General features: G+C 65.3%; 12 protein-coding genes. 6 read left to right on the top strand and 6 right to left on the bottom strand.

Annotated features, from left to right (window positions below):
* The first annotated feature begins 74 nt into the window (after positions 1-74).
* Complete coding sequence (locus tag IAE37_RS00705; RefSeq protein ID WP_201167323.1) at positions 75-1,181, top strand: Gfo/Idh/MocA family protein; 1,107 nt, start codon at positions 75-77, stop codon at positions 1,179-1,181.
* Between the two features lie 40 nt (positions 1,182-1,221).
* Here the strand turns inward: IAE37_RS00705 and IAE37_RS00700 are convergent, their stop codons facing one another.
* From IAE37_RS00700 to IAE37_RS00685, 4 genes are all read right to left on the bottom strand, one after another.
* A complete protein-coding gene (locus IAE37_RS00700) occupies positions 1,222-3,024 on the bottom strand; it encodes a glycoside hydrolase family 15 protein (protein WP_201168476.1) in 1,803 nt (600 codons plus the stop codon).
* 87 nt (positions 3,025-3,111) lie between these two features.
* On the bottom strand, positions 3,112-3,555 hold the full coding sequence (locus tag IAE37_RS00695) for a DUF421 domain-containing protein (protein WP_201167321.1): 444 nt from the start codon (positions 3,553-3,555) through the stop codon (positions 3,112-3,114).
* Between the two features lie 9 nt (positions 3,556-3,564).
* On the bottom strand, positions 3,565-4,065 hold the full coding sequence (locus tag IAE37_RS00690; RefSeq protein WP_201167319.1) for a hypothetical protein: 501 nt from the start codon (positions 4,063-4,065) through the stop codon (positions 3,565-3,567).
* Between the two features lie 9 nt (positions 4,066-4,074).
* Positions 4,075-4,578: a CinA family protein gene (locus IAE37_RS00685; protein WP_201167317.1), complete on the bottom strand. Its 504-nt coding sequence runs from the start codon at positions 4,576-4,578 to the stop codon at positions 4,075-4,077.
* A 242-nt stretch (positions 4,579-4,820) separates the two neighbouring features.
* Here IAE37_RS00685 and IAE37_RS00680 point away from each other — a divergent pair, with 242 nt between their 5' ends.
* The 3 genes from IAE37_RS00680 to IAE37_RS00670 all read left to right on the top strand — a co-directional run bounded on the left by IAE37_RS00680 (position 4,821) and on the right by IAE37_RS00670 (position 8,836).
* A complete protein-coding gene (locus IAE37_RS00680) occupies positions 4,821-5,324 on the top strand; it encodes a sigma-70 family RNA polymerase sigma factor (protein ID WP_201167315.1) in 504 nt (167 codons plus the stop codon).
* Complete coding sequence (locus IAE37_RS00675) at positions 5,321-6,289, top strand: DUF4880 domain-containing protein (protein WP_201167314.1); 969 nt, start codon at positions 5,321-5,323, stop codon at positions 6,287-6,289. The genes IAE37_RS00680 and IAE37_RS00675 overlap by 4 nt, the downstream gene beginning before the upstream one ends.
* A 108-nt stretch (positions 6,290-6,397) precedes the next feature.
* Positions 6,398-8,836 (top strand): TonB-dependent siderophore receptor, encoded by a 2,439-nt coding sequence (locus IAE37_RS00670; protein ID WP_201167312.1) that lies wholly within the window; start codon positions 6,398-6,400, stop codon positions 8,834-8,836.
* On the opposite strand, the gene IAE37_RS00665 is transcribed toward IAE37_RS00670, so the two are convergent.
* Both IAE37_RS00665 and bamA read right to left on the bottom strand, forming a co-directional pair.
* Positions 8,824-9,222 (bottom strand): hypothetical protein, encoded by a 399-nt coding sequence (locus IAE37_RS00665; protein ID WP_201167310.1) that lies wholly within the window; start codon positions 9,220-9,222, stop codon positions 8,824-8,826. The two genes, IAE37_RS00670 and IAE37_RS00665, sit on opposite strands and share 13 nt — an antisense overlap.
* 228 nt (positions 9,223-9,450) lie before the next feature.
* Positions 9,451-11,814 (bottom strand): outer membrane protein assembly factor BamA, encoded by a 2,364-nt coding sequence (gene bamA / locus IAE37_RS00660; protein WP_201167308.1) that lies wholly within the window; start codon positions 11,812-11,814, stop codon positions 9,451-9,453.
* Between the two features lie 210 nt (positions 11,815-12,024).
* On the opposite strand from bamA, the gene IAE37_RS00655 reads away from it, so the two are divergent.
* Positions 12,025-12,717, top strand: a complete 693-nt coding sequence (locus tag IAE37_RS00655) for a response regulator transcription factor (RefSeq protein WP_201167303.1) — start codon at positions 12,025-12,027, stop codon at positions 12,715-12,717.
* Positions 12,714-13,967, top strand: coding sequence for a HAMP domain-containing sensor histidine kinase (locus IAE37_RS00650; RefSeq protein WP_201167300.1), 1,254 nt, complete (start codon positions 12,714-12,716; stop codon positions 13,965-13,967). The genes IAE37_RS00655 and IAE37_RS00650 overlap by 4 nt, the downstream gene beginning before the upstream one ends.
* Positions 13,968-14,113 lie beyond the last annotated feature (146 nt).

Raw genomic sequence — 14,113 nt, 5'->3', positions numbered from 1 at the left:
ATGGAACCCTCCTACGGCTGCGCTTGCCCACTCCATTGTGAGTTTTGCAATTGTCCACGAACGAGGAGGCGTCAATGCCCAACGCACAAGGCAAGGTACGGTATGCAGTGGTCGGCGGCGGGTCGATTTCCCAGGGGGCGTTCATGCCCGGTGTCGGCCAGACCGACAATTCGGTGATGACTGCGCTGGTCACCGGTGATCCGGAAAAGGCCCGTGTGCTGGCCGGCCATTATGGTCTGAAGGCCTACGACTACGACGAATACCCGGCATTGCTGGCCTCGGGTGACATCGATGCGGTCTATGTCGCGACCCCTAACTTCCGCCATCGCGAGTTCGTGGTGCCGGCCCTGGAGGCCGGGATCCATGTGCTGCTGGAAAAGCCCATGGCCACCACCGAGGCCGATTGCCTGGCGATGATCGAAGCCGCCAAGCGTAGCGGTGCCAAGTTGATGATCGCCTACCGGCTGCACAGCGAACCGGGCACGCTGGACATGATCGGGCGGGTCCAGGCCGGCAACTTCGGCGACCCTCGGCTGTTCACCTCGACCTTCACCCAGACGGTCAAGGCCAGCAATCATCGCACCCAGAATGGCTTTGCCGCCGGCCCGGTGCCGGACATGGGGCCTTACCCGCTGAACATGGTGCGCCAGCTATTCAATGCCGAGCCCATCGAAGTGTCCGCCGTCGGCGTGCGCAGCCCCGGCAGCCCGTTGGACAGCTGGGACACGGTGACGGTGAGCCTGCGCTTTCCGGACGAGCGCTTGGCGCAGTTCACCCTGAGCTACAGCCTGCCGGATACCGAGCGCTTTCAGCTATTGGGCACATTGGGCGAGATCGAAGCCTCGCCGTGCTTCGGCTATGGCGAAGGCGTGTCGATCAGCTACCGCGCCACCCTCGATGGCGAGACGCGGGTGCATGTGAACCCGGTGGTGGATCAGTTCGCCGGAGAGACGGCGTACTTCTCCGACTGCATCCTCAGCGACCGAGCCCCCGAACCGGACGGCGAGGAGGGCTGGCGCGATGTGAGGGTGGTACTGGCCATCGAAAAAGCGCTCGAAAGCGGCCAGCCACAGCGCCTGGAGCCATTACCGCAACGTAGCCTGCCCAAGCGTGAGCAGCGCCGCACCTTCCCTCTGGCCGATGTGCCCGATTATGTCAACACCGAGTCGCCGACCGAGTGATCCGCTACCTGCGCGCCGCATCCCGGCGCGCAGGTTTGCTTCAGCGGGAGGGCCCCCGACCGGCGATGGCCAGGGCTGCACGCAGCGCCGCGAGATGCGACAGACCCTGGGGCAGGTTGCCCAGGTACTGGCCGTTGCCAGGGTCGATCATTTCCGAGTAGATACCGACGCCGTGGGCCAGCCCGGCGACTGCCTCCATCAGAGCCTTTTCTGCTCGTTCACGCTGGCCGAACAACGCCCAGGCTTCGATAAGCCAGAAGGTGCAGGCCAGGAAGCAGCCTTCCTCCTCGGCGGCCTGGCTGTAGCGGTAATGGAACGCACCAGCGCCAAGCTCGCGCTGCACGGCGTCCAAGGTGCTGCGCAGGCGCTCCCGTGAGGGGTAGCCGAAGCGCACGGCGAGGGCGATGGAGGCATCCACGCGACCGCTGCCAGGGTAGAACAGGTAGGCCTGGTGTGCCTCGCTCCAGCAATGCTGTTCGATCCAGTCGCGAACCCGTTGACGCTCACGCTCCCAGCGCTCGCGACAGGTGGTTGGCAGGTGCCCATCGTCGGCCAGCTCGATGGCGCGGCTCAGGGCCTGCCAGCAGCTGATCTTGGATGTGGTGTAGTGCTGCGTCTGTGGCAGCTCCCAAATGCCGGCATCGGCCTGGCGCCAGCAATCGGCGCATTGGTCGGCCAGCTTCGCCAGCAGCGCGGCGCTGTGTGCATCGAGGATGTTGCCGCTGTCGATGAAGCAGCGCGCAGTTTCGAAGATGTCGCCGAACACCCCATGCTGCAGCTGGTCCCTGGCATCGTTGCCGACCACTGGCGGGGAGTTCTTGTAGCCTGGCAGGTCGATGGGCCGCGTGCAGTCCCCCACGGCACCGTCCAGGGTATAGAACACATGCGCGCCATGCTCGCCCAGGCGTCGCAGCAACCAGGTGAAGGCGGCCTTGGCTTCGGGCTGCGCACCGATGGCGAGGAAGGCCTCGATGGTATAGCCGGCATCGCGCACCCAGGCGAAGCGGTAGTCGTAGTTCTTCTGGCCGCCGATGCGCTCTGGCAGCGAAGTGGTGGCCGCTGCCATGATCGAGCCGCTGGGCGACGACAGCAGCAACTTCAGGGCCAGGGCATTGCGCACCACGAAGGTCTTGTACGGCCCGTCGTAGACCAGGCTTTGCGACCACTGCCGCCATTCCCGGTCGGAGCCGTCGATACGTTGGTCGACCAGCTCCAGGGGCGGCACCACCAGCGGTTCGTTGCGCCCGGCGATCATCGCCATCACGCTGCGCTCGCCTTGTGCCAGCCTCAGGGCGGCCCTGACGCCCATGTCATCCTTGCGTTCGAGCTGCAGGCGGTCGTCGTGCAGGAACATTCCCAGGATGTCGCCGGCGTGGAATACGCAGCCATTGCCGTTGGCTGCCAGGTAGGGGCTGACGGTGTCGGCCTGGGTGCCGAAATCGATGGCGATGTCCAGGTCCACATGCCCCTCCAGGCACTCGATGCGCCGCGCCAGCTCCGCCCAGGGCAAACGTCCGGCTGGGCCACTGTTGAGCGACTCGGTCAGGCGGACCCGGCCGCTCTCGGTGATCAGCAGGGTTTCGAGAACATTGCTGTCGGGCCGATAGCGGCGCTCGGCGGTAAAGGGCTCGCGCGGGGTGATGGCGAAGAAGCCGCCGCTGCGTGGTGCCAGTATCCGGTCGAACAGGGGTGGGGAATCCATGTGCGGCACGCACCACCAATCGATCGAACCGTCCAGGCCGATCAACGCCACCGAGCGCCCGTCGCCTAGCGCTGCATAGGCCTCCAGGGCAAGCCAGCCGCCTGCGTCACGATGAGGTTCGCCGTGTTGTATTGCATCCATCGAAGTGTCGTCCACGGGTTGCCTCCTAGCCATAGTGTCCAGTTCCGACCGGTTCGCGGGCGCCAGAGTTCGAGTGCGAATGCAGGCTCAGTCCTGCGGGATGATGGAAATCTTGCCGTTGCGCTCGACGATGGCGAACTTGATCTGCTCGACCCGCTCGATGCCTTGGCTATCGCGCGCCGATTCGAGGATGTCGTCTTCGGTCAGGCGCGCACGGTGCATGCGCTGGTGCAGAAAGCGCCCCTGTTCGACCACCAGGGTGGCATGGCCGTCGAGCAGCCGGGCCAAGCGCTTGGAGTTGAGCTTGGCCAGCGACAGGCCGACATCCAGCACGATCAGCGTGGCGATCACCAGCATGGCGTTGGTGAACGAAAAGTCATCGCCCAGCAGCGCCTGTTGGGTGGCCTCACCGATGATCAGCAACAACACGAAGTCGAAGGTGGTCAGGTCGGCCAGCGACCGCCGGCCAGCCACGCGAAACAGCACCATCAGGGCCAGGTACATGCCTGCGGCGCGCAGGATCGAGTCCATGGAGGGCTCCTAGGGGTAGAGGAAGATGGTGAAGCGCACGGCGCTGGATGGGCCGATCCTTGCCACGCCCTCCAGGCTGCCGACGTGCTCGCTGCGCAAGGTCAGGTACAGCGTGGCGATGCCATCGCCGCTGGTGCCCAGCTCCAGCAACAGCGACTTGCCGTGTGACAGCGACGCCTGTGGTTCGGGTTGCAGGGTCTCGATGCTGGCCTCGCGCAGCAGCGAGCCGCCCAGCAGCAACTGCAATGGTTCCCCCGGTGTGCCATGGACGGTGATGCGCAGGCTCTCGGTGGTGCCTGCGCGGCTCAGGCGTGGGTAGTCCACCCGCAGCCGGCCGTCGGCACTGACGGCCGTGGCTTCGCTCAGCGGCCCGTTGCCGAACGCCCCGGCCAGCGCCAGCAACACGATCAGCAGCAGCACGTACCAACCGATGCGCTCGAAGCGCCAGACCCGACGCTGCATCGGCATGTCTTCCTCGACCGGGTACTGCCGGGACTCATCGTCATGCATGGCTGCCTCCTAGGCGCGCTCGCCACGCAGCCAGCGCTGGTGATAGTGGGCCAGGCGCGACAGACCATAGAGCGCGCCCTGGCGCATGACCTCGTCGCGTTCGCCGAAAAACCGCTGGGTGCGGGTGAATACAGCCAGTGGCTCACCCGCGAAGGCCCAGGCAAAACACAGCGTGCCGGGGGCGATGCCGGCTTGCGGGGCAGGGCCCGCTACGCCGGTGGTGGCGATGGCCACCGTCGCAGCGCTGTCCTTGAGGGCGCCGCGGGCCATTTCCCAAGCCACCGCTTCGCTGGTCAGGCCGTAGCGCTCGATGGTCGCCTCGCTGACCCCGAGCAGCCGTTGCTTGGCGCTGGGCGAATACACCACGTATCCGCTTTCAAGCACTTCCCCAGTGCCGGGCTCGGCCGCCAGCAAGGCAACCATGAAACCAGCCGTACAGGACTCGGCCGTGGTCAGCAGTAGTTGGTTGGCCTTGAGATAGCCGAGGGTGGCGGCAACCTGGTCATGCGCCATGAAGGGGTCTCGCTTGCTATTTAGCGATGGACGCGCGGGCCTGGTGATTGGTTCAGCGAATCTTCATCGCCATCCCACCCGGTCGCCACTGCATGAACATTAGCGGATGCAGAACGTTCTTTCTTGCGCGAGCGACTCTTGCGTGGCCCGAAGTCAGCGCCAGCGCAGTTCTACGCTGGATGAAACCAAATGATAAGTATTATCATAAGCACCTTCCTGTGCCCGGTTCCGGAGACCTTGCGATGACCCCAGCCAACCGACATGCCGTCGGCGATCTCTACCTGCAGCATCACAGTTGGGTGGTGACCATGCTGCGGCGCCAGCTGGGCAACCGCGAGCAGGCGCTGGACATTGCCCAGGACACCTTCGTGCGGCTGCTGCGCAGCGAGTTGCCGGCGCCGCTGCATGAGCCCCGCGCCTACCTGCGAACGATCGCCAGCCGCTTGTGCCTGCAGCATTTTCGCCGCCAGGCCCTGGAGCGCGCCTACCTGGAAAGCCTGGCCGCCGTCGAGCCGCATCATCAGCCTTGCGAGGAAACCCGTCTGCTCGTGCTCGAGGCACTGGATGCCATCGGCCGGGTGCTCGACGGGCTCGGGAGCCGGGTGCGCGAGGTGTTCCTGCTGTCGCAGCTCGATGGCCTGACCTATGCGCAGATCGCCGAGCGCCAGGGGCTGACGGTAAACGTGGTGCAGAAGGCCATGCTCAAGGCCTACAGGCATTGCTACGCGGAGGTCTACGGCGAATGAGGCAGGCCGCGCTGGAAGAACCGCGCCTGGACCCGGAAGTGGTGGAGCAGGCGATGCTGTGGATGGTGCGCCTGCAATCGGGCGCCAGCAGTGACGGCGAGCAGCTGGCTTGTCTGCAATGGCGCCAGGAAAACCCCGCCAACGAGCGCGCCTGGCAGCGCCTGGCCGGGCTTGGCCAAGGTCTGCGTGACGCCACCTGCAGCCTGCCGGCGCCACGGGCGCGGCGCTTGTTGCAGGCGCGCACCCAAGTCTCCCGGCGAGCCGTGCTGGGTGGCCTGACCGGTGCCGGGGTACTGATGCTCGCCGGTTTCGGCGCCAGCCAGCGCAGCTTCATGCCCACCCTGTTCAGCGACTTTGCCACTGCCACTGGGCAACGCCTCACCTGGCGCCTGGATGGCGGGGTGGCATTGCAACTCGACACCCACAGCGCTCTGGACAACGATCGGCTAGCCGGCCTCCAGGTGTTGACCCTCAATCGCGGCCGTGTGCTGCTCGAAGTCGGGCAGGGCGCACGATTCAGCCTGCGTACGGCGCAGGTGTCGATCAGTCCGGCGCGGGCTTCGCGCCTGATCGTCGCGCAACAGCCCACCGCGACGCTGGTACAGGTGCTGGATGGCCAGGTCCTGGTCGACTACGGCCAAGGTGCACGCGCAGAACTCGATGCGGGTTGGCAGCAACGTTTCGATGGTGCTGGCGCTGGTGCGCTGGCGGCCCTGCCGAGCAGCGCTTCGGCCTGGACCCAGGGCCTGCTGGTGGCCGAGCGCCTGCCGCTGGGGCAGTTGCTGCAGGAGCTGGACCGCTACCGGCCGGGCCTGTTGCGCTGCGATCCGCGCGTCGCTGGGCTTCTGGTCAGCGGTTCGTTCTCGGTCGACCAGCCCGATGCCAGCCTGGACTTGCTGACCCAGGTGCTGCCGATCCGCGTGCAACGCGTGCTCGGTTACTGGGCGACGGTGTTGCCGGCCTGAAATTTTTTTCAGGGCAGGTGGCAGGTTTTTCTTCGTCACGCATCAAGACAGGAGAAAGCGCTGAATCAGCAGCGTATTGCCTCCCACTGTTCGCCAAGGACTGTCCCGATGCACTGTCGCCTCACCCCGCTTGCCACCGCTGTACGTTCCCTGATGCTGGGCCTGGCCGTCGCCACCTTGCACATGCCGCTACAGGCCCAGGCCGCCAGTGCCGAACAGGCCGGTGTGCGCCACTACGCCATCGCTGCGGGTAGCCTCGATAGCGTATTGGGCCAGTTCGGCCAGCAGGCCGGCGTGATGGTGGCGGTGGACTCCCAGGTTTCCCACGGCCTGCGAAGCCCCGGCCTGCAAGGGCAATACTCGGTTGAGCAGGGATTGGCCAGCGTGTTGGCCGGCACCGGGCTGCAACCGGTACTGGTCGGTAGCGGCCAGTACCGGCTGATACCGCGCACCAGCGAAAGCGGCGCACTGGAACTGGGGGCCACCAGCGTCAATGCCGCCGGCCTGGGGGCGACCACCGAAGGCACCGGCTCCTACACCACCGGGGTGACCAGCACCGCCACCAAGATGAACCTGTCGATCCGCGAAACCCCGCAAAGCATCAGCGTAATCACCCGCCAGTTCATGGATGACCAGCAGCTCACCAGCATGTCCGACGTGCTCAAGCAGACGCCGGGCATCACCATGTCCCAGGACGGCGGCGAGCGCTTCAACATCTATTCGCGTGGCAGCGCGCTGAACACCTATCAGTTCGACGGCGTGACCACCTACCAGGAAAACCAGACCCGCACCATGCCCAGCACCCTGCTGGACATGGCGATCTACGACCGCGTCGAGGTGGTGCGCGGCGCCACCGGCTTGATGACCGGCGCCGGTGACCCCAGTGGCGTGGTCAACGTGGTGCGCAAACGCCCGACCCATACCCCGCAAGCCTACGTGCAAGGCGGCCTCGGCTCGTGGAATTACCAGCGCCTGGAGGCGGACGTGTCCGGCCCGTTGAACAGTGCCGATACCCTGCGCGGGCGCCTGGTGGCGGCCAAGCAGACCAACCACTCGTTCATGGACTGGTACCAGCAGGACCGCGACATCGCCTATGGCGCGCTCGAAGCCGACCTCACCGACACCACCCTGGTGCGCGTGAGCATCGAGCACCAGCGCTACCGGCCCACGGGCGCCCAGGGCGTGCCGTTGATCTACAACAATGGCCAGCAGACCGATTTCTCCCGCTCCAAGAGCGCCGGCGCGCGCTGGAACGAAGATCGCTTCGAAACCACCAACTACAACCTGGGCCTGGAGCAGCAACTGGCCGGCGACTGGCAGTTGAAAGTCGGCACCACCTACATGGATGTCGACCGCGACACCCGTACCGGGGCGTACTCCGCGCCGTCGAACAACTCGGCGATCTCCCCGGAAGGCATCGCCTCCATCGGCCGCAGCTACTCCTGGGCCACCCAGCGGCAGAAAGCCGTCGATGCCACCCTGCAGGGGCCGTTCGAGCTGTTCGGCCGCGAACATGAGTTGATCCTGGGGGGCAACTACCTCGACTACGTCAACCATCACCACGCGGTCACCGGCGGTGCGGTGCAGGTCGACTACAACAACTGGGACTACGAACTGCCCAAGCCGGACAAGGACACCTACACGCCGAATCTGGACTACGACGTCGACACCCAGCAGAGCGGCTACTTCGTGGCCGGGCGCTTCAACCTCAGCGACAGCCTGCACCTGATCCTCGGTGCGCGTGGCAGCAACTACCGCTACCACTACTACCTGCGCAGCCTGCCCAACGGCGATCCGACCGACTACCGCATGACCGAGCGCGGCGTGGTCACGCCCTACGCTGGCCTGGTCTACGACTTCACTCCCGAGCAATCGGTCTACGTCAGCTACACCGATATCTTCAAGCCGCAGTCGGCCCGCGACCGCAGTGGCAAGATCCTCGAGCCGGTGGTTGGCACGAACTACGAGATGGGCTGGAAGGGTGAGTTCTACGAGGGCCGGCTCAATGCCAGCGTCGCCGCCTACCTGATCAAGCGAGACAACGTTGCCGAAGCCGACGGTATCGTCGAGAACAACGGCGGCGAGGAAGAGACTGCCTACCGTGCCGTCAGCGGTGCCAAGACCAAGGGCATCGACATGGAGCTGGCCGGCGAGATCACCCCAGGCTGGAACCTGCAGGGTGGCTACAGTCATTCACGCACCGAGGACGCCGAGGGCACCCGGCTGACCACCCAGCTGCCGCTGGACACCTTCCGCCTGTGGACCACCTACCAGCTGCCGGGCGACTGGCAAAACGTGACGCTGGGCGGCGGGGTCAACTGGAACTCCAGCAACTCGCTGTACTTCAGCCGCTACGGCACCTGGGTCGGCCAGGACGACTACACCGTGGTCAACCTGATGGCGCGCTACCGCTTCAACGAACACCTGTCGACCACGCTCAACCTGAACAACGTGTTCGACGAGAAGTACTACGCAGGGTTTTCTGGGAGCTTCGCGCACTATGGCGCGCCACGTAACGTGATGATGAACCTGCGTTACGACTTCTGAGCCTGCAGCTGGCGCGCACTGGCCTTCAGTGTCTCGGGGCAATCCAGGTCGCTGATCCAGGCGACCAGGCGCGTCGGGTCATCACCGCCCATGCGCTTGAAGGTCTCCGATTCGAGCATGGCCTTGGTGCGCCAGCCCAGGGCCAGCAGATACTCGACCGTGCCTGGGCCGATCGGGCCGTTGTCTTCCAGCGACAGCCCGCTGCGGCCGTGCTGGATCGCCAGATGGTACTGGTTGGCGGTTAGCCCGTCGCCGCTGCCGGCCAGCACCACGGTGTAGCCGCTGCCCAGCAGATTCGCGAGGCGCTGCTGCACCAGGTCGAGCAACGAGAAGGGCACCTCGTCGTGCACCGCGGTGGCCAGAACGTTGGGGGCGAATGGAGGCATGATGGGTCTCTGCTATGGCGTTTGCGTATGGCTACAAGATTAGGCGAGCCAACGGTCAAGGAGGGTTAAGCGCGGGTAAAAACCGGTAATACCCTGTGCGGCTCGCGCTACCCTTGTAGGAGCGGGTTCATCGGGGCGCCGAACCGCCGCGAACACCGGCATGGCCGGTGCCATCCAACGCGGTGTCTTCTTCGCGGGTAAATTCGCGCCCACACAGGGCCGGGCTGCTTAGAATGTCTGCCCCAAGGAGAACTGGAACACCTGGGTCTCTGCGTTTTCCGGCTTTTTGATCGGCATCGCCAGGCTGAAGCTCAGCGGGCCCATCGGGCTGTACCAGGTCACCCCGAAGCCCAGCGACACTGCCAGCTGAGTGAAGTCCACCGAGCCGCAGCCCTGGGTAGTGGACAGGTAGCAGGTGTCGGCATAGACGTTGCCCGCGTCGACGAACACCGAACTGCGCAGTTGGCTCTGGTCCTTGATGAACGGCATCGGGAAGATGTACTCCGCGCCGCCGGTGATCAGGATGTTGCCGCCCAGCACATCGGTGTCGCGGTCGGAGTAGTAGGCCTGCCCGGCGCTGGAGTAGGTACCGGTGGCCGGCGTGCTGCGTGGGCCGAGGGTGCCGTCCTTGAAGCCGCGTACCGAGCCCTGGCCGCCGGCGGTGTAGCTCTCGTAGAACGGCAGGCCGTCGGTCGAGCCGTAGCCGTTGCCGTAGCCCAGGCTGGTGTGCAGGCGCAGGCTGGTGTCGTTGCTCACGGGCAGGTAGGTCTGGCCGTTGTAGTCGATCTTGTAGAACGACAGGTCGCTGCCGGGCGTGGTCGCCATCAGCGTCAGGCTCTGGGAGTGGCCGCGGGTGGCTAGCACGCCCTTGTTCAAGGTCGATTCCGACCAGCCGATCGACGCCTTGAGGTTGTTGAAGCTCTCGCCCTCGCGCTCGATGAAGTCGTAGATCTCGTCGGCGCTGTAGGTGCCCGGCGAGATGTCGTCGTGTTGCAAGGTCAGGCCGAAGCTGAGGCGCGAGGTTTCGTTGATCGGGTAGCCGAAGCTTACGCCGGCGCCGTAACTGTTGATGGCGTAGTACGACACGCCGTCGTCGTAGTAATCGCTGTAGTCGGTGCTGCTGTAAAAGGCGTTGTAGCCCAGGCTCACGCCATCGGCGGTGAAGTAGGGGTCGGTGAAGCCGAAGTTGTACTTGGTCTGGTATTCCGAGCGGGTCAGGCCGATGGAGACCTTGTTGCCCGTGCCGAGGAAGTTGTTCTGGCTGATCGAGCCGCCGAGGATCAGGCCGGCGCTCTGGGCGAAGCCGACGCTGGCGGTGATCGAGCCGGAGGCCTGTTCCTCGACGCTGTAGTTGACGTCGACCTGGTCGTCGACACCGGCGACTTGCGGCGTTTCGACGTTGACCGTCTTGAAGAAGCCCAGGCGCTCGAGGCGGGTCTTGGACTGGTCGATCAGGTAGGTCGAGGCCCAGCCGCCTTCCATCTGGCGCATCTCGCGACGCAGCACTTCGTCTTCGGTCTTGGTGTTGCCGCGGTAGTTGATGCGGTTGACGTAGGCTCGCTTGCCTGGGTCGACGACGAACATGATGTCGACGGTATGATCCTGTTCATTGGCCTGCGGCACGCCGTTGACGTTGGCGAAGGTGTAGCCCTCGTTACCCAGGCGGCGGGTGATCAGGTCGGAGGTGTTGGTCATCACCTTGCGCGAGAACACCTGGCCCGGCTGCACCAGCAGCAACGCACGGACCTGGTCTTCCGGCACCTTGAGGTCGCCGGACAGCTTCACGTCGCGGACGGTGTACTTCTCGCCCTCGTTGATGTTCACGGTGATGAACACATGCTTCTTGTCCGGGCTGATCGAGACCTGGGTCGAGGTGATGTCCATGTTGATGTAGCCGCGGTCCAGATAGTAGGAACGCAGGCGCTCCAGATCACCGGAGAGTTTTTCCCGGGCGTACTTGTCGTCGTTCTTGAAGAACGACAGCCAATTGGTGGTGTGCAGTTCGAACAGCTGGCCCAGGGTATCGTCGTCGAACACGTTGTTGCCGACGATGTTGATGTGCTGGATGGCGGCGACGGTGCCTTCGTTGATCTTGATCTTCAACGCGACGCGGTTGCGTGGCTGCGGCACCACCTGGGCGTCGACCTCGGCCGAGTAACGGCCCTGGGCCACGTATTGGCGCTGCAATTCATTGCGCACGCCTTCGAGGGTGGCGCGCTGGAAGATCTCGCCTTCGGCCAGGCCCGATTGCTTCAGGCCTTTCATCAGGTCTTCGGTGCTGATCGCCTTGTTGCCTTCGATCTCGATGCCCGACACTGAAGGGCGCTCGACCACGTTGATGATCAGCACGTCGCCGTCACGGTCGAGCTGGATGTCCTGGAAGAAGCCGGTCTTGAACAGCGAGCGGGTGGACTCCACCAGGCGCTTGTCGTCGGCCTGGTCGCCCACGTTCAGGGGCAAGGCGCCGAACACGCTGCCGGCGGACACCCGCTGCAGGCCGTTCACGCGGATGTCGGCGATCCTGAACGACTCGGCCTGGGCCAGGGAGGCTTTAAGCAGCAGGATGGAGAGCAACAGTCGCGGGTAGTTCATGGGGGGTTCCAGACGAGCGGGTGGGGGAGGTGACAGGCGTCACCGAAGGCGCACGGCGGCTGCCAGCAAGCGGGCGATGAGAATAAGGGCGGGCCGTGTACGGCGCCGTTAACCCTGGGTAAAGATGTGTAAAGTTGCGGTCGACGGCGGTGACAGCCCCGCATCTGGGGGCGATCATTGGCCTTTCGAAAAACTGGCAACCAATCCACCATGACCCCCGTGCTGTTGGTCGATGACGACCGCGAACTCACCGAAATGCTCGCCCTTTACCTGGCCCGCGAGGGTTTTGCGGCTACCGCCGTCGGTACCGGCGAGGAAGGCGAAATGCAGGCCCTGAGCGGTGCCTACTCACTGGTGGTGCTGGACGTGATGCTGCCGGACATCTCCGGTATCGAGGTGCTGCGGCGTATTCGTGCGCGCAGCCTGGTGCCGGTGCTCCTGCTGACCGCGCGTGGCGACAACATCGACCGCATCGCCGGGCTGGAACTGGGCGCCGACGACTACGTGCCCAAGCCCAGCTCGCCGGGCGAGCTGGTGGCGCGGCTGCGGGCGATCCTGCGCCGGGTGCAGCCGCAGGTGGTGCTGGAAAGCCTGGTGCCCGAGCGGATCAGCAGCGGCCAGCTGACACTCTGGCCAGGCCGCCGCCAGGCCCAATGGGGCACGACCGGGCTGGAACTGACCGGAACCGAGTTCAGCTTGCTGGAGGCACTGGCGCGCAATGCCGGGCAACTGGTGAGCAAGCAGGACCTGTCGCTCAACGCCCTGGGCCGGCCCCTGACCCGCTATGACCGGCGCATCGATGTGCACGTCAGCAGCATCCGTCAGAAACTAGGCCCACGCGCCGATGGCAGCAGCTGGATCCAGAGCGTGCGGGGCATGGGCTACATGCTGATCGTCGAATGATCCGTCGGCGCCTGTTCTGGAAGCTGTTCCTGGCCTTCTGGCTGGCCAACTGCCTGACCTTCCTGGTGGGGGCCGGGGCGTTCATGCTTGACGAGCTGCGTGGCGACACCCCGGCGCTGCGCTCGCTGCTCGCCACCGAGTTGCACATGCTGCAGCGCTATGGCGAGCAAGCCGGGCGGCAGTTGCTCAACGTGTCGCCGCAGGCCCCGGATGTACAGGTCGGTTTGTATGACGAGCAGGGGCGCTTGCTGGCGGGACGTGCCGTGCGCCATGCGCGTTTCGAACAGGCCGTCTTCGATGCCCAGGGTCAACCGCTGATCCTGCGTGCTTCGGCGGCCACCAGCGTCGACCAGGCACCCCGACCACGTGGCATGGGGCCACTGGTGACCGGCACGCTGATGAGTGCGCTGTTCGCCTTGCTCTGCAGCCTGTACCTGACTCGCCCGCTGGCCTGGTTGCGTGCGGCCATGGCCCAGGTCGCCCAAGGGCGTTTCGAAGTACGCGTCAGGCCACGCCTGGGCCGTCGCCGCGACGAGATCGTCGACCTGGCCGAAGACTGCGACCGCATGGCTGGCCAGCTCAAGGCGCTGGTCCAGGCGCAGCAGAACCTGCTGCACGATATCTCCCACGAACTGCGCTCGCCGTTGACTCGTCTGCACGCCGCCATCGGCTTGTTGCGCCAGCAGCCGGAGCGGCCTGAGATGCTCGAGCGTATCGAGCGCGAGTCGCGGCGCATGGACGACCTGATCGAGCAGTTGCTGACCCTGGCGCGTGTTCAGGCGCAGCAGGGTGAAGGGGCGTGCGTGGCGCTGGATGTGGTCGAGCTGCTGGCGCAGATCGTCGAGGATGCGCGGTTCGAGGCGGGGATCAAGCAGTGCCGGGTGCTGCTGCAGGCGCAGGGGCCATTCCTCACCCACGGCCATGAGGAGCTGTTGTACCGGGCCTTCGAGAACGTCATTCGCAACGCCGTGCGCTATACCGCGCCTGGGACCGAGGTGCGGGTCGAGGCGACGTTGCAGGCCGGTGAGCGTTTGCAGGTGTGTATCAGTGACTGTGGTCCGGGTGTGGATCCGGCCCGCTTGCAGGCCATTTTCGAGCCTTTCGACCGCGGTAGCGACACCGGCGCCGACGGCTTCGGCCTCGGCCTGGCCATTGCCCAGCGGGCGATTGCCCTGCACCAGGGCGAGATTTTTGCCCAGCCGGGTGCTGAGGGTGGGCTGCGGGTAGTGATCGGGCTGCCACGGCTGTAAGTATGGGCTTGGCTTGAGAGTTGTAGTGTTGCGTGGAGCGCGCCGCCCGCGCGGCGCGCGATCTCATAGGCGCCCCATCACCAACGATTGACCCCACCCGGCAGCACTTTGCGCTAGCCTGAATGCCGACGACCCCACTCGAAGAG

Source organism: Pseudomonas sp. S31 (assembly GCF_016648105.1).
Classification (GTDB): domain Bacteria; phylum Pseudomonadota; class Gammaproteobacteria; order Pseudomonadales; family Pseudomonadaceae; genus Aquipseudomonas.
This window is presented reverse-complemented; position numbering and strand designations above follow the sequence as displayed.